Origin of the sequence: Burkholderia sp. TSV86 (genome assembly GCF_001522865.1) — a bacterium.
Classification (GTDB): Bacteria; Pseudomonadota; Gammaproteobacteria; order Burkholderiales; family Burkholderiaceae; genus Burkholderia.
Map to the genome: position 1 here is coordinate 17,567 of NZ_LOWB01000070.1, position 20,701 is coordinate 38,267.

General features: G+C 69.5%; 21 protein-coding genes. 7 read left to right on the forward strand and 14 right to left on the reverse strand.

What is annotated here, in order from left to right:
• Both WS68_RS10070 and WS68_RS10075 read right to left on the reverse strand, forming a co-directional pair.
• Positions 1-708: a succinate dehydrogenase/fumarate reductase iron-sulfur subunit gene (locus WS68_RS10070; protein WP_059570659.1), complete on the reverse strand. Its 708-nt coding sequence runs from the start codon at positions 706-708 to the stop codon at positions 1-3.
• A 68-nt stretch (positions 709-776) separates the two neighbouring features.
• Positions 777-1,019, reverse strand: coding sequence for a DUF6566 family protein (locus WS68_RS10075; RefSeq protein ID WP_059570660.1), 243 nt, complete (start codon positions 1,017-1,019; stop codon positions 777-779).
• Positions 1,020-1,195: 176 nt separating this feature from the next.
• Here WS68_RS10075 and WS68_RS10080 point away from each other — a divergent pair, with 176 nt between their 5' ends.
• Positions 1,196-1,891 (forward strand): MgtC/SapB family protein, encoded by a 696-nt coding sequence (locus WS68_RS10080; protein ID WP_059570784.1) that lies wholly within the window; start codon positions 1,196-1,198, stop codon positions 1,889-1,891.
• Between the two features lie 129 nt (positions 1,892-2,020).
• The gene (locus WS68_RS10085; RefSeq protein ID WP_059570661.1) at positions 2,021-3,295 is read left to right on the forward strand and encodes a phosphatidylserine decarboxylase family protein; all 1,275 of its coding nucleotides are present in this window, start codon (positions 2,021-2,023) and stop codon (positions 3,293-3,295) included.
• Between the two features lie 52 nt (positions 3,296-3,347).
• Here the strand turns inward: WS68_RS10085 and WS68_RS10090 are convergent, their stop codons facing one another.
• Together WS68_RS10090 and WS68_RS10095 are read right to left on the reverse strand one after the other, a co-directional pair.
• Positions 3,348-4,805, reverse strand: a complete 1,458-nt coding sequence (locus WS68_RS10090; protein ID WP_059570786.1) for an RNA polymerase factor sigma-54 — start codon at positions 4,803-4,805, stop codon at positions 3,348-3,350.
• Positions 4,806-5,026: 221 nt separating this feature from the next.
• The gene (locus tag WS68_RS10095) at positions 5,027-5,476 is read right to left on the reverse strand and encodes a response regulator (protein ID WP_059570787.1); all 450 of its coding nucleotides are present in this window, start codon (positions 5,474-5,476) and stop codon (positions 5,027-5,029) included.
• Positions 5,477-5,750: 274 nt separating this feature from the next.
• On the opposite strand from WS68_RS10095, the gene WS68_RS10100 reads away from it, so the two are divergent.
• Positions 5,751-6,419, forward strand: coding sequence for a UdgX family uracil-DNA binding protein (locus tag WS68_RS10100; protein WP_059570789.1), 669 nt, complete (start codon positions 5,751-5,753; stop codon positions 6,417-6,419).
• Positions 6,416-7,720 (forward strand): NRAMP family divalent metal transporter, encoded by a 1,305-nt coding sequence (locus WS68_RS10105; protein ID WP_059570662.1) that lies wholly within the window; start codon positions 6,416-6,418, stop codon positions 7,718-7,720. Before WS68_RS10100 ends, WS68_RS10105 begins: the two co-directional genes overlap by 4 nt.
• A gap of 264 nt (positions 7,721-7,984) precedes the next feature.
• Here WS68_RS10105 and WS68_RS10110 read toward each other — a convergent pair whose 3' ends face one another.
• The 7 genes from WS68_RS10110 to WS68_RS10140 all read right to left on the reverse strand — a co-directional run bounded on the left by WS68_RS10110 (position 7,985) and on the right by WS68_RS10140 (position 12,738).
• Positions 7,985-8,596 carry a hypothetical protein gene (locus WS68_RS10110; protein ID WP_059570663.1) on the reverse strand — a complete coding sequence of 204 codons (612 nt, stop codon included), beginning with the start codon at positions 8,594-8,596 and terminating at the stop codon, positions 7,985-7,987.
• Between the two features lie 57 nt (positions 8,597-8,653).
• The gene (locus WS68_RS10115; protein WP_059570664.1) at positions 8,654-9,265 is read right to left on the reverse strand and encodes a DUF4142 domain-containing protein; all 612 of its coding nucleotides are present in this window, start codon (positions 9,263-9,265) and stop codon (positions 8,654-8,656) included.
• A gap of 49 nt (positions 9,266-9,314) precedes the next feature.
• Positions 9,315-10,172 carry an SDR family oxidoreductase gene (locus tag WS68_RS10120; RefSeq protein ID WP_059570665.1) on the reverse strand — a complete coding sequence of 286 codons (858 nt, stop codon included), beginning with the start codon at positions 10,170-10,172 and terminating at the stop codon, positions 9,315-9,317.
• 133 nt (positions 10,173-10,305) lie between these two features.
• The gene (locus WS68_RS10125) at positions 10,306-10,872 is read right to left on the reverse strand and encodes a hypothetical protein (RefSeq protein WP_059570791.1); all 567 of its coding nucleotides are present in this window, start codon (positions 10,870-10,872) and stop codon (positions 10,306-10,308) included.
• 55 nt (positions 10,873-10,927) lie between these two features.
• Positions 10,928-11,227 (reverse strand): DUF2795 domain-containing protein, encoded by a 300-nt coding sequence (locus WS68_RS10130; protein ID WP_059570666.1) that lies wholly within the window; start codon positions 11,225-11,227, stop codon positions 10,928-10,930.
• Positions 11,228-11,274: 47 nt separating this feature from the next.
• Positions 11,275-12,303: an SDR family oxidoreductase gene (locus WS68_RS10135; RefSeq protein ID WP_059570793.1), complete on the reverse strand. Its 1,029-nt coding sequence runs from the start codon at positions 12,301-12,303 to the stop codon at positions 11,275-11,277.
• 27 nt (positions 12,304-12,330) lie between these two features.
• Positions 12,331-12,738, reverse strand: coding sequence for a BON domain-containing protein (locus tag WS68_RS10140; protein WP_059570667.1), 408 nt, complete (start codon positions 12,736-12,738; stop codon positions 12,331-12,333).
• Positions 12,739-13,002: 264 nt separating this feature from the next.
• On the opposite strand from WS68_RS10140, the gene WS68_RS10145 reads away from it, so the two are divergent.
• From WS68_RS10145 to WS68_RS10160, 3 genes are all read left to right on the forward strand, one after another.
• Entirely contained in the window at positions 13,003-14,322 is a 1,320-nt protein-coding gene (locus tag WS68_RS10145) for a glycosyltransferase family 4 protein (RefSeq protein WP_059570795.1), read from the forward strand.
• Positions 14,322-15,368, forward strand: a complete 1,047-nt coding sequence (locus WS68_RS10150; protein WP_059570668.1) for a UDP-glucuronic acid decarboxylase family protein — start codon at positions 14,322-14,324, stop codon at positions 15,366-15,368. Before WS68_RS10145 ends, WS68_RS10150 begins: the two co-directional genes overlap by 1 nt.
• 267 nt (positions 15,369-15,635) lie before the next feature.
• A complete protein-coding gene (locus WS68_RS10160) occupies positions 15,636-16,565 on the forward strand; it encodes a glycosyltransferase family 2 protein (protein ID WP_059570670.1) in 930 nt (309 codons plus the stop codon).
• A 316-nt stretch (positions 16,566-16,881) separates the two neighbouring features.
• On the opposite strand, the gene WS68_RS10165 is transcribed toward WS68_RS10160, so the two are convergent.
• The 3 genes from WS68_RS10165 to WS68_RS10175 are packed head-to-tail and all read right to left on the reverse strand — an operon-like array spanning position 16,882 to position 20,701.
• Complete coding sequence (locus WS68_RS10165; RefSeq protein WP_059570671.1) at positions 16,882-17,961, reverse strand: glycosyltransferase family 9 protein; 1,080 nt, start codon at positions 17,959-17,961, stop codon at positions 16,882-16,884.
• Positions 17,958-18,959, reverse strand: a complete 1,002-nt coding sequence (locus tag WS68_RS10170; RefSeq protein WP_059570672.1) for a glycosyltransferase family 2 protein — start codon at positions 18,957-18,959, stop codon at positions 17,958-17,960. Before WS68_RS10170 ends, WS68_RS10165 begins: the two co-directional genes overlap by 4 nt.
• On the reverse strand, positions 18,956-20,701 hold the full coding sequence (locus tag WS68_RS10175; RefSeq protein WP_059570673.1) for a carbamoyltransferase family protein: 1,746 nt from the start codon (positions 20,699-20,701) through the stop codon (positions 18,956-18,958). Before WS68_RS10175 ends, WS68_RS10170 begins: the two co-directional genes overlap by 4 nt.

A 20,701-nucleotide genomic window follows, 5' to 3' on the forward strand; every position in this document is an offset into this window, starting at 1 on the left:
CTAAACGGTTCGCCTGACCAGCATCGCGCGTATCTGCGCGATCGCCTGGGTCGGATTCAGCCCCTTCGGGCATACGTGCGTGCAGTTCATGATCGTCCGGCAGCGAAACAGCCGATACGGGTCCTCGAGATTGTCGAGCCGCTCGGCTGTCGCCTGATCGCGCGAATCCGCGATGAACCGGTAGGCTTGCAGCAACCCGGCCGGCCCGACGAACTTGTCCGGGTTCCACCAGTAGCTCGGGCACGCTGCCGAGCAGCATGCGCACAGGATGCATTCGTACAGCCCGTCGAGCTGGTCGCGCTGCTGCGGCGACTGCCGCCGCTCGCGCTCGGGCGGCGGCGTATCGTTGATCAAGTATGGGCGGATCGAATGATACTGATTGAAGAAATCGGTCATGTCGACGATCAGATCGCGCACCACCGGCAGCCCCGGCAACGGCCGCAGCACGATCTCGCGCGGCAGCGCCTTCATGTTCGTCAAGCACGCGAGCCCGTTTTGGCCGTTGATGTTCATCGCGTCCGAGCCGCAGATCCCCTCGCGGCACGAACGCCGATACGACAGCGTCTCGTCTACGCGCTTGAGACGCCCGAGCACGTCGAGCAGCATCCGGTCGTCGGAATTCAAGCTGATCTCGTAGCGCTGCATGTACGGCGCCGCGTCGCGATCGGGATCGTAGCGGTAGATATGAAGCGTGCGCGGATCGTTCATCTGTCCTCCCCGGCGCGGCGCCGGCATGCGGTCACGACATGCGGCGCGCAAGCGCCGTGCCGGCCGGCTCAGTCGTCGTCGAGGCGCTTGTCGACCAGATAGCGCCCGCGCTCGACGCCCGCGCGCAGCGCCTCGTCCTCGGTGAGCCATTCGGGGTTGGCCGGTTCCGGTACAACGAGTTCGATGCGCGCGCCGCCGACATACACCTGCACCTCGTCGGCCCACGCGCCGCGTCCGTTGGGCCGCGCCCATACGCGAATCTCGTGGCCGCGATACGAGTCGCGAGCCGGTGCGTCCGGTTGATGCTGCATGTTGGCCTCCTGTGCTTATCTGCGATGACATGAAAAAAATGCGCGCCGCACGATCGCCGCGCACGCCGCCAGCCCTGCGCGCACGCGCCGTGCCCGCCCCCGCGCCGCCCGGCACGCGTCTTGCATCCCTTTCGCGCATCGAACCGCTCAGCTACGCCATCCCAAGGGAGGCCGCGATGATCGGCCACGCCGAACTCCTCGGACGCCTGCTGCTCGCCGCGCTGCTTGGCAGCGTGATCGGGCTCGAACGCGAACGGCTCAACTGGGCCGCCGGATTGCGCACGCACATGCTCGTTTGCGTGGGCTCGGCACTGGTGATGCTCGTGTCGATTTTCGGCTTCGAGGACGTGCACGGGCAAAGCGGCGTCGTGCTCGACCCGTCGCGGGTTGCCGCGCAGGTCGTATCGGGCATCGGCTTTCTCGGCGCCGGCGCGATCCTGCTGCGCGGCGAAGTCGTGCGCGGGCTGACGACAGCCGCGAGCCTGTGGACGGTGGCCGGCATCGGCCTGGCGGCGGGCGGCGGCATGTATGTCGCGTCGATCGGCGCGACGGCGATCGTGCTGGCGATCCTCGCGGGCGTGAAGCCTCTCGAGCGCCGCTTCATCGCACGGCGCCAGCAGCGCACGCTGCGGCTCGTCGTCGAGCGCGGCGGCTTGACGCTCGGCACGCTGCACGACGCGCTCGGCACCCGCCGCGTGCGCGTGAAGCGGTTCATCGTCCAGCAGTCGGACGAAGACCCGGACACCGACGACATCTCGGTTTCGTTCTCGCGCATGAGCGGAGCGGAATTTGCGGCGATCTGCCGGACGCTGCAACGCATCGCCTGCGTGCGCGCCTGCTGCCCGGACACCTCGTCGCGGCGTTTCGCGTGAGCCAGGCGGCGCCCCGTCGTGTCTCGTGGCGGGCGGCGGCAGGCCGTGCGTATGCGCGGCCTGCCGCCGCCAAACAAGCGCGTTGCCGCGGCGAGCCGTATGACAACCCTTCGCCCCTCTGGAGGAACCATGCCGACAGACCGCAGCACGCCGCCCGCCACGCGCCGTCGCCTCGGCGGATGGATGGCCAGCGAGGAATCACACATGGCCGCGTACCGTGAAAAAATCGCAAGCGAAGCACGCGCGCATGCCGGCCAGCGGTTGCGCACGCCGGCAGTCCAGAAACTCGCCCGATTGCTCCAGGACAACGCATTGCTGCGCATGGGCCTCACGCGTGCGATCGACGAGGCGTGCGAAGCCGGCCATCGGCTCGGCTATACGTCGACCGGCGAACTGATGATGGTGATCGATTACCTGATGACGTACACGCCGCCGTTCAGCGAATCGAGCCTGATCGTATGCCCGCTGAACGCGTTCCTCGACTGGCCGATGTGCATGCCGTCGGGCCACGCGGTGTTTCGCGATGCGGCGGTGAACATGCATCTCAAGCGCGTGTTGAACGTATGGTGCGATTTTCTCGGCGGCCCGCATTCGCGCGCGCATCTCGATACGTCGGCGCCCGACGGCTGGTTCTGCGACGCGGCGCGCAAACGCCTGGGCCTGTCGCAATTCGAGTATCGGCAGGACAAGCCGCACTGGGGCTTCGATTCGTGGAACGACTTCTTCACGCGGCGCTTTCGCGCGGGCGCGCGGCCCGTCGCGGCGCCGGACGATCCGCACGTGATCGTCAGCGCATGCGAAGCGTCGCCATACCACCGCGCAACCAACGTGCAGTTGTGCGACTCGTTCTGGATCAAGGGCCAGCCGTATTCGCTGCGCGACATTTTCACGCCGAGGCGGCTGCCGCTGGCCAAGCGCTTCGTCGGCGGCGACCTGTATCAGGCGTATCTCAGCGCATACAACTACCACCGCTGGCATGCGCCGGTGCGCGGCACGCTCACGCATGCGTATCGCGTCGAAGGCACGTACTACTCGATTGCCGAGGCCGAAGGCCCCGACCCGGCCGGGCTCAACGACTCGCAAGGCTATACGACAGCCGTGGCCACGCGCGCGATCGTCGCGATCGCGGCCGACGATCCAGGAATCGGCACGGTAGCGGCCGTATTCGTCGGCATGGGTGACGTGTCGTCGTGCGTGATCGAGGTCATGCCAGGCCAACACGTGGACAAGGGCGACGAGATCGGCTATTTCCAGTACGGCGGCTCGACGTACTGCCTGCTGTTCGAGCCCGGCGTCATCGATCGCTTCCTGTATGTGCCGCCGTTCGACGGCGAGCCGCCGATCGTGCGGGTCAACGCGTCAGTGGCGATCGCGCGCGGCGCGGCGCGCGATCGCATCGCCTGACGCGTGCGCCGATCGTTCGGATGCGCCATGCACGGCCCGGCCGCCTGCCCCGTCATGCGGCATCGCGCCGCCGCAGTTCGGCCGGTGGAATCTTCATCGCCTGCCGGTATTTCGTGACGGTCCGGCGCGCGAGCAGAATACCGCGCCCGGCGAGGTTCTGCGCGAGCGCGACGTCGGACAGCGGGGCCGTGCGGCGCTCGGCGGCGATCATGTCGCGGATCAGCGCCTTCGCGGCCGAGGCCGAGCACACGCCCCGGCCGGCCGCCTCCAGCTTGCGCGGGAAGAAATGCTTGAATTCGAAGGTGCCGTGCGGCGTGGCCATGTACTTGTTGCCCGTTGCCCGCGACACGGTCGATTCGTGCAGGCCGAGTTCTTCCGCGATATCGCGCAGCACGAGCGGCTTCATCGCGATCTCGCCGTAACGGAAAAAATCGCGCTGCCGGGCAACGATGCATTCACCCACGCGCTGGATCGTGTCGAACCGCTTTTGCACGTTGCGGATCAGCCAGCGCGCTTCCTGCAGTTGCTGGCCGAGCGGTGAGTCGCGCTCGCCGCTCGACTGCGCGAACAGCGTCGCATAGCGTTCGTGCAGCCGCGCGCGCGGCAGCACCGCCGGGTTGATCGTCACGATCCATTCGCCGCGCACCTGGCGCACGATCACGTCGGGCACCACGTAGTCGCCGCGCGCGCTGCCGTAGTGATTGCCGGGCCGCGGATCGAGCCCGCGCACCAGCGCGCATGCGGCCTGCATCGTCTGCTGGCTGCAGCCGAGGCGCCGCTGAATTTCGGCCGTCTCGCGTCGCGCGAGCCGCTCGAGGTGCTCGCGCGCGATCGTCTTCGCTTCGGCAAGCGCGGGCGTGCCGGCGGCAATGGCGTCGAGTTGCAGCAGCAGGCATTCGGACAGCGAACGCGCCGCGATTCCCGGCCGATCGAGCATCTGCACGAGCCGCAGCGCGACCGCGAGATCCTGCCCGGTAAGCAGCAGCGCCGGATCGGCCGCCACGAGCAACTCCGGCAGTTCCAGGCGCAGATAGCCGTCGTCGTCGAGCGCGTCGATCACGAGGCGCGCGGCCTCGCGGTCGCGCCGGTTCAGCGGATAGAGGCGCAGCGCGTCATGCAGGTGCTGATGCAGCGACGGCTCGGCCGCCATCCATTCGCCGGGCGACAGCTCGCCGGCGTCGCCGCCCAGGCGGCTCGGGCCGCGCGGCGCCGGTGCGGCCGTATACGACACCTCGGGCATCATCTCGCCGGCCGCCTCCCCGTCCGGCGCGCGGGCGTCTTCGCGCTCGGGCGGCGGTTCGGCCGAAGCCGCTTCGGCCGCGCCGTCCGGCGCGTGCGCGACGCTCTCGTCGTCGCCCTGGCCGTCTTCGAGGAACGGATTGGAGTCGAGCGCGTGACGCAATTCCTGCTGGAATTCGAGCGAAGACAACTGCAACAGACGTAGCGACTGCTGAAGCCTTGGCGTGAGTGCCAGATGCTGCCGCATCTGGAGCGCAAGCGTGACGGACATCGATGCCCTCCTGACCATGTACGCAGTTGGTATGCACGAATCCACGCAGCATTCATGCCAGGACGGCAAAGCCCCGCCAGGCGCGGCTCTGGCGAGTTCGCGCCCCGTCATCACGCGTCTCGGCAGGTGCTTTTTTACAAGCGCTGGCAACGCCGGACACCGCACCACGCCGCCCCCCGCCGTTTTACAAACGCCATGTAACGCACCCGCGCGGGCGCGCATCATCGAGGGCCGCTGCTCGCCAATTCCAGATAGCGCAACAGCCGGTGCGGCGTCAGCGGCTTCGCGCAATGCGCATCGAAACCGGCTTGCCGCGCGCGCTCACGATCGCGCTGCGACGCAAGCGCGCTGCACGCGATGAGCAGCATGTCGGCGGTGAGCGGGTCACTGCGCAGGCGCGCCGCGAGTTGCAGGCCGTCGAGGCCCGGCATCGCGATGTCGAGCACGACCGCGAACGGCTGCCAGCCGCGCGCGAGGTCGCACACGGCACGCGGATCGTCGGCGACGCGGCATTCGAAGCCGCGTGCGTCGAGCAGCAATTGCAGCGCGTGCGCCGCGTCGCGATAGTCGTCGACGACCAGCACGCGGCGCGGGCGCGGCGGCACGCTGGCCGGTGCGCGCCACAGCAGCACATCGCCGTCGGCGGGATCGTCGGCGGGGGTGGTATGCATCGTGGTTCTCCTGGTGAGCGGATGCGGCACGGACGCAAACCGCGCGCCCATATCGACGATCGGCTCCCCATATCGGCTGCACCGCTTGGCTGCCGATAGCCGGCATGCCGGTTGCTGCGTGTCCGATACCGTCGATATGGGAGCCGCCGATGCACGCGATGCAGTCCTTGCGAACCCGTCATGCAGCCGGTGCGCTGGTGCGCGGCCGGGCGGCGCGCCGCCGCGCGGCCGCGAACGCCGGCATCGCACGCGTACCGTCATCGGGACGCGCCGCATGACGCTCAAACCGCGCGCAAAGCCCACGCAATCGCCCGCCGGCAACGGCAACGGCGACGCGCCCGCGACGCTCGACGCATGCCGCCGCTGCACGCTATGGGAACGCGCAACACAGCCGGTGCCCGGCGCGGGGCCGGCCGATGCGCGGATCATGTTGATCGGCGAGCAGCCGGGCGACCAGGAAGATCGCACCGGCGTACCGTTCGTCGGCGCGGCCGGCCACCTGCTCGCCCGCGCGCTGGACGAAGCCGGCATTGACCGCGCGAGCGTCTATCTGACCAATGCGGTCAAACACTTCAAATGGGAGTCGCGCGGCAAGCGGCGGCTGCACAAGACGCCCGCGCAACACGAGGTGGCCGCGTGCCGCTACTGGCTCGAGCGTGAACTCGATACGCTTGCGCCCCGCGTGATCGTCGCGCTCGGCGCGACGGCGCTGCGCGCGGTGCTGCGCGACAACGACGCGACGCTGGAGCGCACGCCGATACCGGTGCGAACCGGCGAGGGCTGTCTCGTCGTCGCGACCCATCACCCGTCGTATGTGCTGCGCACGCGCGGCGCCGATTCGCGCGAGCGCGCATACCGCGTGCTCGTCGACGCGCTGCGCACCGCCGCGCGCCTGGCGCGCGGCAACGGCGGCGCGCGCCGTGCCCACGGAGACGCTGGATGAGCGAGCTGCGCGGCAGTGCGCCGCAACCGGCGGCCGCCGCGCCGCCCGCCACGAAACCGTGGTACAAGCGGCTCGGCCCCGGCCTGCTCGCCGGCGCATCGGACGCGGACCCGAGCAACGTCGCCGTCTATGCGCAGGCCGGCAGCCAGTTCGGCTTTCACATGCTGTGGATGATCGTCGTCACGCTGCCGATGATGGTGGCCGTGCAGCTCGCGTCGGCGTTCATCGGGCGCGCCAACCGCGAAGGGCTCGTCGCCGGCATCCGCGAGCACTACTCCGAGCGGCTGGCCAAATGCCTGATCGCGATGGTTGCGATCGTCAACGTCGTGAACGTCGGCGCCGATCTGGCCGCGATGGGCGACGCGACGGCGCTCGTCGTCGGCGGCCGCAGCTACTGGTATGCGCCTGTCTACGGAATCGCGTCGCTCGCGCTGCAGGTGCTGCTGCCATACGATCGCTACGCGCGCTGGCTGAAATGGATGACGCTTGGGCTGATCGCATACGTGCTCGAACTCTCGTTCGTGCATATCGACTGGCGCAGCCTGTCGCATGCGATCGTGCTGCCGCACATCGCGTTCACGCATGCGTATGCGACAACCGCGGTCGCGGTGCTCGGCACGACGCTCAGCCCTTACCTGTTCGTATGGCAGGCCGCGCTGGAAGTCGAGGAAACCTCGGCCGAGCGGCGCAACGGCGATGCCGTCCGCGCGGCCGGCGCACGCCGCGAAACCGGGCGGCGCATCACGTTCGACACGTGGGCCGGGATGATCGTGACCAACGCGGTGTCGTTCTGCATCATGACGATCGGCGCGGCGGTGTTCTTCACGCACGGCAAGCACGACATCGGCTCGACCGCGCAGGCCGCCGAGGCGCTGCGGCCGATTGCCGGCGAGGCGGCGTTCGTGGTGTTCGCGCTCGGCATCGTCGGCTGCGGGCTGCTCGCGATCCCCGCGTTCGCGGGCAGCGCCGCGTATGGCTGCGCGGAGGCGTGGCGCTGGCGCGAAGGGCTGAACGAACCGGTGCGCCGCGCGCCGGCATTCTATGCGGTACTGACGCTGTGCGTCGTCGCCGGCATCGCGATCTGCTTCAGCCCGCTCAATCCGATCAAGGCGCTGTACTGGAGCGCCGTGCTCAACGGCATCGCGGCGGTGCCGATGCTCGTGCTCGTGATGCTGCTCGCGCAGCGGCGCGATGCGGCCGGGCAGCCGGGCAGCGGCCCTGCGTCGAAGCTGTTCGGATGGCTCGCGGTCGTGCTGATGGCGGCATCGGTGATCACAATGATCGTCGATTCGCTGACCTGAACCCGTGTATGAAAGCCCGCGAGAGCCCGCGTATGGCGCGGCCGGAACGGGGGCAATCGGACCTGACCGTGGCGCCGTGAGGCCGTGACACCCTGAGGCCGCGAAACCGTGAGAAGGCGGGAAAGACCCGAATACAATGCGCCGAACACCGAGCAGCAAGCAGCAAGCAGCAAGCGGCAAGCGCAACACGGTGAAAGCGGACAAATCCGAAAGCGGCCAACCGGGCGTTCGCGTGCGCGCCGCCCGGCTGCCGCGCCGGTACGGTTACATCATCTTGCCGCGCGAGCGTTCCGCGCGCGCCGCGTCGGCCGCCGATTCCACCTTCTTCACTTCCTCGGGCGGCGGCAGCACGGCCTTAAAGCCCATCGACTCGATCCACATCTCGCGCGCCCAGCCGCGGGTGTGATACAGGTGGTGATCCTCGTCTGCTTCCACTTCATCGTGCGCAGCCTTCAGCACCTTCACCGCGTCGCTGTCGGGCAACTGGTTCGCCGCATAGCCGATCAGCTCCCAGTTCAGATGGTCCTTGGTCTCGGCGAGCACCACGCACTCGGCCGCGACCACCTGCGCGACGGCCGGATCGGCGTGCTTCTTCGCGTGCCCGATCACCTCGACCAGCGATTCGCCCGTCATCGCCACCGCGCCGCGCCCCGGCGACTGCGCATCCGGATCGAGGCCAAGCTTTTCGAAAACGCCGCGCAGCACCTCCTGATGATGCAAGGTTTCGCGGTGGTACTTTTCCCATTCGTTGTGCAGATCCTCGTCGGTCGCGCACTGCAGCGCGGCCTCGTAGACCTTCGCGCCGCCAAGCTCGGTCTCGTAAGCCTGGCAGAGCAGTTCGACGATGCCTTCGTGCTTCGATTGGCGTTGGGCCATGACTGCTTCTCCGAAAAAGCGGGCCGCGCGCGGCCCATGGGTTGAACCGGGCGCGCGTCATTGCGCGCCCACCTTGCGCTGAAGCGTTTGTGCCATGCTCAGGTGATGCTCGAGCGTCGGCAGCATGGATTTCGCGAATGCCCGCAATGGAGCGTGCCGGCCGTTGCGCGCCTCGTCTTCGAACAGCGCGATCGCCTTGCGGTGCGCGCCGGGGCCGGCCGCCGCGAGATATGCGACGTCGACGTCGTGCCCCGCTTTGCCGCGCAGCGCGTCGACGTCCGGGTCCGAGATCTGTTCGACCTGCGGTTTCATGTGTTGGCGCGCCGCAATCTCGTTGAGCGTTGCGTTCGCTTTGCCGTGATCGGCGAGCATGCGCTTGGCGAACGCGCGCACGTCGGCCGACCGCGCCTGCTTCAGCGCAAGCTGGCTCGCCTGCACCTCGGCCTTGCCGGCAATCGCGGCCTGGTTGACGAATTGCGCGTCGTCGCCGGGCGCCGCCTTCGAGGCGTCCGAATCGCCGGCTGCGGCGCCCGGCGACGATTTGCCCAGGCCGCCCGGCACCTGCGAATTCGACGCGGGCGGCTCGCTCGGCATCTGCGCGCGGGCGGCGCCCGCTACGGCCAGCACGGTTGCGGCCAGCGCCGCGAATGTCCTGTGGCGTTGTTTCATGCGCGTTCTCCTTGTTGGGTCAATCGCTGCAATGGCTGTCCCATGCCCGTCAACCGCCGACGATCGAGCCGCCGTTCGGATGCAATGTCTGCCCCGTCATGTAGCTCGCGCCTTCAGAGGCGAGCAGCACGTAGCAGCCGATCAGTTCGTCCGGCTGCCCCGGCCGCTTGAGCAGCACGTTCGAGCCGAATTCCGACACCTGCTCGGCGGTAAAAGTCGACGGGATCAGCGCAGTCCAGATCGGGCCCGGCGCAACCGCGTTCACACGGATGTCGCGCTCGGCCAGTTCGGTCGACAGCGAGCGCGTGAACGCGACGATCGCGCCTTTCGTCGCCGAGTAGTCGGGCAGCTTCGGGTTGCCGTGATACGCCGTCACCGACGCGGTGTTGACGATGCGCGCGCCCTCCTTCATGTGCGCGAGCGCCGCCTGCGTGCAGAAGAACATGCCGAATACATTGGTGCGGAACGTGCGTTCGAGCTGCGCTTCGGTCACGTCTTCGATGCGCGGCTGCGGATGCTGCTCACCCGCGTTGTTCACGAGCACGTCCAGACCGCCCAGCCGTTCGACCGTGCGCGCGACGGCGTCGCGCACCTGCTGGCGATCGCCGATGTCGCATGCGATCGCCTCGCACCGCCGCCCGGCCTGCTCGATCAGCTTTTTCGTGTGCGCGGCATCGTCCGATTCGTTCAGATAGAGGATCGCGACGTCCGCGCCCTCCTTCGCGAAACCGATCGCGACCGCGCGGCCGATCCCGCTGTCGCCGCCCGTCACGAGCGCGACCTTGCCGGCGAGCTTGCCGCTGCCGGTGTAGTCGGCCGCTTCGTCGCGCGGCTTCGGATGCATTTCCCGCTCGGTGCCCGGCTGATGCGTCTGCTTTTGGGGCGGCAGGGTCTTTGCCGTGGTCATGGGGTTCCTCCTTGAACAGAACAGGTGGGAAAACTGCGTCGAATGCGGTGCCGCAAACGGCGTGCCGCGCGCCCCGCGTCGGGCGGCGTCCGATTGCGCGGGCCGCCGCGCGGCGCGTGTGCCAGCGCCGCGCTCAACGCGGGCCGCGCTGCGTGGCGCTGCCGGGCCGGCGCACCGGATCGAAGTCGCGCCATTCGCCGTCCTGCCAATCGCCTTCGACACGCTCGATCGACAGCGCGCCGCTCTCGCGCAGCACGTCTTCCGCGGCCGCGGCCGTCGCCGGCGTCACGCGAGCGGCGAGGATCACGCCGGTTTCGCTCTTCTCGAGCGTGCCCTTGCCTTCGGAGCACTCGCCGCGCATCCGGCCGAGCGCGCCGCCAAACGCGCCGAGATAGGCACCGGCGAGCGCACCGGCGGCCGGCACGAACCAGTAGCGCAAGCCGAGCGCATAGACGCTCGTCCCGGCGATGACGCCGATCAGCAGCCCGCGCAGCGCGCCGAGCACCGCGCCGCGCCCGCCGGGCTTGGCCGCCGTATCGGCATACACGTCACCGCCGAGCGGAAAACGCGCATGCTGGCCGCCGGGGTTCAGGAAAAAAATCGACACGTCCTGCGGGCCGAACGCGCGCTCGTAAAGGTGGCGCGCCCCGCCTTCGGCCTCGTCGAACGTCGTGAAGCGGCCTGTGACGATCATCGCCATGCTCATGCTCCTCGTGACGGTTGTGCGCCGCGCGCGGGCACGGCGCACGCGGCCGTCACATCAGCCGCCCGAGTTCCTTCGATACCGACGCCGGCGTGGCGTATTCGCGATCGGGAATCTGCTCGAGCATCTCCAGCACGTCGCGATCCGCGTGCGAGCGCCGCGCGCACTGCACGACGTCTGCCTTGCTCGCCGGATAGTCCATTCCCTTGAGTGCCTTCTGCACGTCGACCGGGCTCGGCGGCTTGCCGTGCCCGGTCTGGTGGCCGCCCTTGTCGTGGTCCTGCTGCGTGCGCTCGCCTTCGTGCGCGCGCGAGTGACTATGTTCGTGGCCCGTATGTTGTCGCGATGTCATGGAAACCTCCTTTGGAAATAAACGGAAAACAGGCGCGACGGGCGCCGTTACGTCGGCGCGCGCCGCGAACGTGCGCGCGCCGCGACCATCAGCGCCGCCGCGCCCAGCGCGAGCGCGCCCGCGATCTTCGGCCGCTGCACCACCGCGTTGTACGCACAACCGCGCAGCACCGGCCCGTCCATCCCTTCGCGCTCGTGCAGCGCGCGGCGCGATTCGTACAGCGCGTTGTCGTCGCGCGGGCGGGCCGGCCGCTGCGTGCGCTGGCCGCGCGAGAACAGCGCGGCCGCGACGCGATCGAACAGGTGCGGCGCGTGATATGCGCTCGCCGACGTGAATTTCGCGGCGCCGCCGACGAACAGCGTGCGCCGCGCGTGCGAGGCCGCGTACAGGATCGCGTCGGCCACGAGCGCCGGGTCGTAGACCGGCGGCGGCAGTTTCGCCTCGACGTTCATGTAGTTCTTCGCGTGCATCACGAACATCGTGTCTATCGCGGCCGGCTTGATCAGCGTGACGGACACCGGCAGACGGTCGGCCTCCAGCTCGAGCCGCAGTGAATCGGTGAAGCCCTTCACCGCGTGCTTCGACGCCACATAGGCGCTTTGCAGCGGCAGCGGCGCATCGGACGCCTCGCTGCCCATGTTGATGATCGCGCCGCCGCGCAAATCGCTGTCGCGCCGGAAATGGTCCGATGCAACGAGCGAGCCGTGCACGACGCCCCAGAAATTGGTTTCGAACAGCCGGCGCTGATCGTCGAGCGGCACCGCGGCCGCCGGGCCGAAGATCGACACGCCCGCGTTGTTGACCCACGTATCGAAGCCGCCGTAAGTCTGTACCGCCTGGGCAGCCGCACGCTGCACGTCGTCGAGATTGCCGACGTCGCCGGCGACCGGCACCGCGAGGCCGCCGTGCTGGCGGATTTCGTCGCACAGCGCGTTCAACGCGTCGTCGTTGCGCGCGAACAGCACCAGCTTCGCGCCACGCCGGGCAGCCTTGCGCGCCGTCACGAGGCCGATGCCGCTCGTGGCGCCGGTGATCACGATCGTCTGCTCGCCGACCGGTTTGAGCATGCACTTCATCACTGAACTCCTTTGGCTGCGCCGCGGTTATTTGGGCCGAATGGTCAACTGGTCGCGCACGTCCTGTACGCCGTCGATCTTCCTGACGATGCCAACCGCCTGCGCGCGCTGCCGCTCGTGCGGTACGCTGCCCGTCAGCGTCACGACGCCGTGGCGCGTCTTCACGTGGATGTCGCCGGCCGACAGGTCGCTCGCGCCGACCAGTTCGGCTTTCGCCTTGGCGGTGATCGCCGTGTCGCGGATCGCGGCGCCTGTCGACGAACCGGACGCCGAGGATGCCGCCGCCGCGTCGTCGCCGGCGGCGAGCACGTTCGGCGCAGCTACCGTGCACGCAGCCGCCGCGGCGAGCGCGAGCGCCATGCCGGCTCGCCTGGCGCGCCGGCAGCGAAAGCGTGGAGAACGCGGGGAGCGGGCTTGCAGCGGGAATACCTTCATCGTGACCTCCTTTCGTTTCTAGACTCGAAACCGGCATGGCCGGCGGTGTGATCCACCTGGCGCAAATCGCGTGCCGCGTGCGGCGCGCCGCACGGGCGTCGCACGGGCGTCGCGCAGTGCGATAAGACGCCCTTTCATCCAACGCGTTGTAAATTTTTCGACGCATCGGTGTGCCGTTTCCCCCGCAACGCGCCAGGCATGCCGATTGCCGACGACACCCGCAACGGGGCCCATCGGCGCGGCCCCGACATCGGGAGCGACACCATGCAAAGAATCGCGTTGATCAGTGAACATGCGTCGCCGCTGGGGGTGATCGGCGGCGTCGATGCAGGCGGGCAGAATATCTATGTCGCGAACGTCGCGAAGCAGTTGGCCGAGCGTGGCCTCGACGTCGACGTCTACACGCGCTGCGACAACGCGCACCTGCCCGAAGTCGTGCAGATCGGCCCGCGCATGCGCGTGATCCACGTTCCGGCCGGCCCTCCTGCCGCCGTGCCGAAGGAACGGCTGCTTCCGTATATGGGCGCATTCGCGGACTACATGATCGCGCGGATGCGGCGCGAGCCCGATCCGGTCGACGTGATGCACGCGAATTTCTTCATGTCCGGCGAGGCCGGGCTGCGTGTGAAGAAACGCATCGGCATTCCGCTGGTCATGACGTTCCATGCGCTCGGCCGCGTGCGCCGGCTGCATCAAGGCGCGGCCGACGGCTTTCCGGACGAGCGCTTCGCGATCGAGGACACGCTCGCGCGCCGCTGCGACCGGCTGATCGCCGAATGTCCGCAGGACGCGCTCGACCTGACGACGCATTACCGCGCCGACGCCTCGCGCATCGACATCGTGCCGTGCGGGTTCGACGCGCGCGAATTCCGGCCGGTGCCGCGCGCCGACGCGCGCGCGCGGCTCGGTTGGCCGCAGGATGCGTTCATCGTGCTGCAGCTCGGCCGCCTCGTGCCGCGCAAGGGGATCGACAACGTGATCGACGCGCTCGCGCGGATGCCGCACGAGCCGCGGCGGCCGGCTCGGCTCTATATCGTCGGCGGCAGCCAAGCCGCGCCCGACCCGTCCCGCGATCCGGAACTCGCGCGGCTCGCCGCGCGCGCGCGCGCGGCGGGCGTCGCGGATCGCGTGACCTTCGTCGGCCGGCGCGAGCGCGACACGCTGCATCTGTACTACAGCGCGGCCGACGTGTTCGTGACCACGCCGTGGTACGAGCCGTTCGGCATCACGCCGGTCGAGGCAATGGCGTGCGCGGCGGCGGTGATCGGCAGCGACGTCGGCGGCATCCGCACCACGGTCGACCACGGCGTGACCGGCTACCTAGTGCCGCCGCGCCAGCCGGCGGCGCTCGCCGCGCGGCTCGTGCAACTGCGCGCGCAGCCCGGGCTGTGCGAAGCGCTCGGCCGCGCGGGCTACCTGCGCGCGCACCGCTTCTACACGTGGCGCGGCGTCGCCGATCGCCTCGTTGCCATTTATCGCGACGTCGCGCACCCGCGGCGCGGCGGCGCCGCGGCCGGCACGGGGCGGCGCACACCTGTGGCGGCCACGCCGGGCGTGCTCGCCCACCGCAAGGAGAATGCATGATGAGGGGCTACGATCGCAAACGCGTGCTCGTCACCGGCGGCGCCGGGTTTCTGGGTTCGCATCTGTGCGAACGCCTCGTGAGTTGCGGCCACGACGTGCTGTGCGCCGACAATTTCTACACGGGCACGAAGGACAACATCGCGCATCTGCTCGATGCACCGAATTTCGAGCTGATGCGGCACGACGTGACGTTTCCGCTGTACGTCGAGGTCGACGAGATTTACAACCTCGCGTGCCCCGCGTCGCCGCTGCACTACCAGCGCAACCCGGTGCAGACGACCAAGACCAGCGTGCACGGCGCGATCAACCTGCTCGGCCTCGCCAAGCGCGTGAACGCGCGCATCCTGCAGGCGTCGACGAGCGAGGTGTACGGCGACCCGGACGTTCATCCGCAGGACGAGCGCTATTGCGGCCGAGTCAACCCGATCGGCGTGCGCGCGTGCTACGACGAAGGCAAGCGCTGCGCGGAAACGCTGTTCATGGACTACCACCGCCAGTACGGCGTCGACGTGCGCATCGCGCGGATTTTCAATACGTATGGGCCGCGCATGCATCCGGCCGACGGCCGCGTCGTGTCGAACTTCATCACGCAGGCGCTCGCCGGCGAGCCGCTGACCGTGTACGGCGACGGCAAGCAGACGCGGTCGTTCTGCTATGTCGACGACATGATCGACGCGCTGATCCGCCTGATGGACGAGCCGGGCGATGCGTGCGAGCCGGTGAATCTCGGCAGCGACGAAGAAATCGCGATGATCGACGTCGCGCGCGAAGTGGTGCGAATCGTCGGCGCGGCGGTCGCCATCGAGTTCCGGCCGCTGCCGAGCGACGATCCGCGTCAGCGCCGGCCCGATCTCGAAGCCGCGCGCCGGCGCCTCGGCTGGCGCGCGACGACGCCGCTGGCCAGCGGCCTCGCGCACACCGCGCGATATTTCATCCATCGGCAGGCGGAGCATCATACGCCGGGCGATCTGGTGCGCAGCACGCAGATCGCGTCGCACATGCTCGCGCAAATCGGCGCGCAGAACCGGCCGAAAGCGGCAACGTGACGCGGCGGCCGCGCGGGTTGCGCGCCGGTGCGCCAGCGAAACGGGATTTCGATCATCGGCGCGCGCTCATGCCGCAGGCGCGGCGCGGGCCCGCCGAAACGCAACGCGAACCGCACGGCGGCGCGCGGGCCCGCGCGCCATCTGCCCGCCGGCCGGCATTGCCGGTTCGCCCGCTCATCAAAAGGACCTTCACGACATGACTGCTCCGACACGCCGGTGCATCCTCTGCCGTCACCGGGATCAACCCGGAACAGACCGGCGGCTCGCATGCGCCAGCACATCCGCGTAACGCCGGCGCGCGCCGCGCTGCCGCCCGGCGAGCCGCGCATGACCGCGATCGTGCTGACTTACCAGCGCACGGCGGAACTCGCGCGCACGCTATCGCGGCTTGGCGAACTGCCCGACCGCCCGGTGATCGTCGTGGTCGACAACGCATCGGACGACGGCACCGCCGCGCTCGTGCGCAGCCGCTTTCCACACGTGACGCTGGTACATGCGCCGGCCAATCTCGGCGCGGCCGGACGCAATCTTGGCGCGGCGCTCGCGCGCACGCGGCACATTGCGTTCTGCGACGACGACACCTGGTGGGCGCCCGGCTCGCTGGCCGAAGCCGCCAACCTGCTCGATGCGTATCCGCACGTCGCGGCCGTCACCGCGCGCGTGCTGGTCGGCCCGGAGCGCCGGGAGGATCCCACCTGCCGGCTGATGGCCGACAGCCCGCTCGATGCGCCCGTCTCGCTGCCCGGCCGCCCGATTCTCGGGCTGCTGGCCGGCGCGAGCGCATTCCGGCGCGACGCGTTCGTGAGCGCGGGCGGCTACCACCCGCGCTATTTTCTCGGCGGCGAGGAAGCGCTGCTCGCGCTCGACCTGTGCCGCGCGGGCGCGTGGCTGGTGTATGCGCCGCATCTGACCGTTCATCATTACCCGTCGGCGCAGCGCGACATGCGCACGCGCGCGAGCGTGTCCGCCCGCAACGCGCTGTGGACCGCGTGGCTCAGATGGCCGGCCAGTGCCGCGCTCGCGCATACGGCGCGCATGCTGCCGCGTCTGTGGCGCGAGCACGGCGTCGCCGATGCATTTGCGGGGCTGCCGTGGATTTTGCGCGAGCGGCGCGCGATCGCGCCGCATATCGAACGCATGCGCCGCCGGCTCGACGACGACGCGCGACGCCGCGCACGCACACCCCCGCACGCATGAACGTGACCGGCGCGGCAGCATCGCGCATTGCGTATCGAACATATCGGCTCTTTACACGGGGCTTCCGGTCCAGCCGCCTCCGGACGCACCAACTGATTGCCGGCGATCCTTCAGATCGACCTTCTGTCTGAGCACTTCGGCCGCCTGCGGGTTCACACCGCCGCATTGCGCTCATGCCGAGCATCCGCCGCCGCTCCGCTGCCGGTGACGGCATTGCGCGAACACCGGGCGAGCGGCGGGTGAATCGGCGGCGGCAGGCTATTCAGCGCGTTGCCGCAGACACGCATCAGCGTGTCACGCGAGCATGCGCAGCCGCTTACGTGACGGGACGTCCGTGCTGCGCGAGCAGCTCGCCCGCCGGCTCCATCACGTCGTCGACGCCGATCGCCGTCGCGCACTCGTGCCCATATGGGCACGCGTCGAACATGCACGGCCGGCAGGCCGGATAGTTCGCGAGCACGCGATGGCGTTCGGCGTCGAGCGGCGCCCAGCGGCCCGTGTCGCTGCCGCATGCGACGACGATGCTCGGCGTGCCGAGCGCCGCCGCGACGTGCGATACGCCCGTGTCGTTGCACAGCAGCAGCCGCGCGCGGCCGATCAGCGCGGCAAGCGCGCCGAGCGGCGTGCGAGCGCACAGGTTCACGCACGGCCGGCCGAGACGGTCGGCAAGCGCGTTGGCCAGCGCGAGTTCGGCGCGCGTGCCGGTCAGCACGATCTGCCAGCCGTCGTCGGCAAGCCGCCGCGCGACGCTCGCGAAGCGTTCCAGCGGCCAGCGCCGCGACGCCATCCGCGCGCCCGGATGGACGATCACGTAGCGGCCCGGATCGAGCGCGTGCTCGTCGCAGAGCACGTGCCACAACGCATAGTCGAGGCCGCCGAGCGGGAATTCCAGGTAGTCACCCCAGTCCGGATAGCCGAGCTTGCGCATCAGCGTCAAATAGCGCGTGACCTCGGGCTCGCCGTCGCGCCACGGCAGCGTGCAATCGAGCGCGGCCGTGGCGCCGCCGGGCGGCACGAAACCGGCCGTGCGCGCCGCGCCGAGCGACGCGACGATCGCATTGGTCTGCGCGCCGCTGCCGTGCAGTTGGATCGCGAGATCGAAGTCGCGCGCGCGGCATTCGGCGACGAACGCCTCGCGCTCGGCCGCGTCGGCTTCAGGCTGCTCGGCAAGGCCCGGCGCGCCGGGAAACGCGATGAAGTGGTCGATGTAGCCGGAAAAACGCGATGCGAATTCGCGCGCCCACGGCAGCCCGATCAGCGTGATGCGCGCATCCGGCTCGCCGCGCCGCAGCGCGCGCAACGCCGGCACCGCGCACAGCATGTCGCCGAGTTGCAGCGCGCGGAACACCGCGATTCGCAACCGGCCGGATGAGGATGAGGCGGAATCGATTGTCATAGGAACAAGACCCGGAAATGGAGCGCACCGCGCACGCGCCAGTACAGCGACACCGGCGGAATCGCGATCGACGTGACGATCATCTCGGCGATATGCGATGGCGTGAGCCGTGTGCCGCGCAGTCGCGTCACGCAGAACGCGGCCGTGACCGCCGCCCAGACGGCCGCGCACGCGAGGCCCGGCAAGCGCCATGCGGCCACGAAACATGCGATCGCGCCGAGCGCGGCGAGCACCGCCGCGTAGTAATGCCACGGCGGCGCCGGCCGGATGTGGCGCCGATAGGTCGCGCGATGCTTCTTGTACAGCAGCGCGTCGAAATACACCTTCGACTGCTGGCCGATGCTCGCTCCCCAGCGGGCGGCGCGCACCGGATGCACGATCCGTGCGTCGCCGGCCTCGATGATCGGCCCGGCATGCTCGCGCAGCGCGAACATCAGGTCCGCATCCTCGCGCCACGCACGCGTGAAGCGCTCGTCGAAGCCGCCGACGCGCTCGAGCGCCGTGCGCCGCACGAAGCAGTTCGCGGTGGCGAACTCCGCGTGCGCGAGGCCCGCCGCGTCGCGCTCGTAGTCGGTCGGGCGCGCGCGCAACGGCACCTCGATGCGCCCGGCCGCGGCCGCCGCGGCCGGTTCGGCCACGAGCGCCGCCGCGCCGTGCTTAAGCCAGGCCGGATCGGGAATCGTGTCGTCGTCGGTGAAAGCGATCAGCGCGCCGCGCGCGCTGCGCCAGCCGACGTTGCGCGCGCCGGCCGGGCCCTGCGTGGCGGGCGCGCTCAGGTAGCGGATCACCGGTGCGCCGGCCGCGCGCGCGCGGTACGCATCGACGACGGCCCTCGCGCTGCCGGCACGGTCATCGTCGACGACGACGATCTCATACGCAGCGGGCTCGAACGCCTGCGCGCACAGCGCGCCGAGGCAGCGCGCGAGCAGCTCGGGCCGCCGGCAGGTCGGCACGACCACCGACACCATCGGCGGCCATTGCGTGTCGCGCCCGTTCATCTCGGCTTCTCCAGCAGGAACGAACCGATCACGAGCGCATCGAGCGGCGACGTCCAGAAGCATTCGACCGCATCGCGTGGCGAACAGACGATCGGCTCGCCGCGCGTGTTGAACGACGTATTGACGAGCACCGGCACGCCGGTCAGCGCATCGAACTCGGACAGCAGCGCGTGCAGCAGCGGATGTTGGTTTTCGTTCACCGTCTGCACGCGCGCGGTGCCGTCGATATGGCGCACCGCCGGAATCACCGCTTCGGCGCCCGGCGCGACGTCGTACACGAACAGCATGAACGGCGCGCGCAGCGGCGTGCGCCGGCCGCCGGTGAACCAGTGATGCGCGCGGCTTTCGAGCACGGCCGGCGCAACCGGCCGGAAGTCCTCGCGATCCTTGATCCTGTTGAGCTTGCGCTGCATGTCCGGATCGGTGGGCGATGCGAGGATCGAGCGCGCGCCGAGCGCGCGCGGCCCGAACTCCATGCGGCCCTGGAACCAGCCGATCACGCGGTTCGCCGCGAGCAGCGCGGCCGTTTGCGCGGCGACGTCGTCAAGCCGCCGGTACGGCAGTTGCGCTTCGTTCAAAAACGCCTCGATCGCGCCGTCGCTGTACGACGGCCCGAGATACGCATGGTCCATCCGCCAGCCGCCGCGCGCGCCGCGTATCCGGAAGTCGGTCCATAGCGCCGCACCGAGCGCGGTGCCCGCGTCGCCGGCCGCCGGTTGCACCCACACGTCGTCGAACGGGCCGCGATCGCGGATTTTCGCGTTCATCACACAATTCAGCGCGACGCCGCCCGCCATCGCGAGCTGCTGCTCGCCGCTTTGCCCGGCAAGCCAGCCGGCCGCCTGCAGCGCCGTCTCCTCGAGCACGAGTTGCAGTGCGTGCGCGATGTCGCAATGACGCGGCTCGACCGGGCCGCCGCGTTCGCGCGGCGCGCCGAACAGCGCGCTCAGATCGCCGTCGACGATTTCGTAGCGGCCTTCGCCGCGATAGCGGACCAGCTTGCGCATGTCGTCGGCAAACACCGGCTTGCCATACGACGCGAGCGCCATCACCTTGTACTCGTCGGACGAATGCAGAAAGCCGAGATAGCGCGTCACGCGCTCGTACAGCAGGCCGAGCGAATGCGGCAGGTTGACCTGGCCGAGCCGCCGGTACGACCGGCCGTCGAACACGCCGTAGCTCGTGGTCGCGCGTTCGCCGCGCCCATCCATCGTCATCACCGCGCAACGGTCGAACGGCGCCGCGAGAAACGCGCTCGCCTCGTGCGCGAGATGGTGCTCGACGAAATGCCAGCGGAACGGCCCGTCGTGCGTGACGCCTCGAAAACGGCGCTGCAGATGGTGCGGCGCGCCGCCCGCGAGCTGGCGCGGCGCATTCACGATCGACGACAGGAACAGCGGATGCCACGGCGACGCGCCGTCCGCGCGCGGCGCATGCGCGGACGGCGCGAGCGGCAGCGTCAGCGCGGGCTCGCTGCGGTGACGGCCGAGTTCGAGCCACGGATCATACGAATACGCGACATGGTCGACGTCCGCAAGCGCGATGCCCGCTTCGGCGAGACAGTAGTCGATCGCGTGATACGGCAGCTCCCACGTCGAGAACGGCACCGGCCGTTTCGCGTGCTTCACGTGCGTGAAGCGTTCGTCCTCGGCCGCCGCGATCACGGCGCCGTCGCGCACGACGCACGCGGCGCTGTCGTGAAACGCGGCATTGATGCCGAGCGTATAGATCGGTTCGGGCAT

Bases quoted from the DNA above. Each gene is read 5' to 3' on its own strand.
- WS68_RS10070 (WP_059570659.1), bottom strand. From the start codon at position 708: ATGAACGATCCGCGCACGCTTCATATCTACCGCTACGATCCCGATCGC.
- WS68_RS10075 (WP_059570660.1), bottom strand. From the start codon at position 1,019: ATGCAGCATCAACCGGACGCACCGGCTCGCGACTCGTATCGCGGCCAC.
- WS68_RS10080 (WP_059570784.1), top strand. From the start codon at position 1,196: ATGATCGGCCACGCCGAACTCCTCGGACGCCTGCTGCTCGCCGCGCTG.
- WS68_RS10085 (WP_059570661.1), top strand. From the start codon at position 2,021: ATGCCGACAGACCGCAGCACGCCGCCCGCCACGCGCCGTCGCCTCGGC.
- WS68_RS10090 (WP_059570786.1), bottom strand. From the start codon at position 4,805: ATGTCCGTCACGCTTGCGCTCCAGATGCGGCAGCATCTGGCACTCACG.
- WS68_RS10095 (WP_059570787.1), bottom strand. From the start codon at position 5,476: ATGCATACCACCCCCGCCGACGATCCCGCCGACGGCGATGTGCTGCTG.
- WS68_RS10100 (WP_059570789.1), top strand. From the start codon at position 5,751: ATGACGCTCAAACCGCGCGCAAAGCCCACGCAATCGCCCGCCGGCAAC.
- WS68_RS10105 (WP_059570662.1), top strand. From the start codon at position 6,416: ATGAGCGAGCTGCGCGGCAGTGCGCCGCAACCGGCGGCCGCCGCGCCG.
- WS68_RS10110 (WP_059570663.1), bottom strand. From the start codon at position 8,596: ATGGCCCAACGCCAATCGAAGCACGAAGGCATCGTCGAACTGCTCTGC.
- WS68_RS10115 (WP_059570664.1), bottom strand. From the start codon at position 9,265: ATGAAACAACGCCACAGGACATTCGCGGCGCTGGCCGCAACCGTGCTG.
- WS68_RS10120 (WP_059570665.1), bottom strand. From the start codon at position 10,172: ATGACCACGGCAAAGACCCTGCCGCCCCAAAAGCAGACGCATCAGCCG.
- WS68_RS10125 (WP_059570791.1), bottom strand. From the start codon at position 10,872: ATGGCGATGATCGTCACAGGCCGCTTCACGACGTTCGACGAGGCCGAA.
- WS68_RS10130 (WP_059570666.1), bottom strand. From the start codon at position 11,227: ATGACATCGCGACAACATACGGGCCACGAACATAGTCACTCGCGCGCG.
- WS68_RS10135 (WP_059570793.1), bottom strand. From the start codon at position 12,303: ATGAAGTGCATGCTCAAACCGGTCGGCGAGCAGACGATCGTGATCACC.
- WS68_RS10140 (WP_059570667.1), bottom strand. From the start codon at position 12,738: ATGAAGGTATTCCCGCTGCAAGCCCGCTCCCCGCGTTCTCCACGCTTT.
- WS68_RS10145 (WP_059570795.1), top strand. From the start codon at position 13,003: ATGCAAAGAATCGCGTTGATCAGTGAACATGCGTCGCCGCTGGGGGTG.
- WS68_RS10150 (WP_059570668.1), top strand. From the start codon at position 14,322: ATGAGGGGCTACGATCGCAAACGCGTGCTCGTCACCGGCGGCGCCGGG.
- WS68_RS10160 (WP_059570670.1), top strand. From the start codon at position 15,636: ATGCGCCAGCACATCCGCGTAACGCCGGCGCGCGCCGCGCTGCCGCCC.
- WS68_RS10165 (WP_059570671.1), bottom strand. From the start codon at position 17,961: ATGACAATCGATTCCGCCTCATCCTCATCCGGCCGGTTGCGAATCGCG.
- WS68_RS10170 (WP_059570672.1), bottom strand. From the start codon at position 18,959: ATGAACGGGCGCGACACGCAATGGCCGCCGATGGTGTCGGTGGTCGTG.
- WS68_RS10175 (WP_059570673.1), bottom strand. From the start codon at position 20,701: ATGCCCGAACCGATCTATACGCTCGGCATCAATGCCGCGTTTCACGAC.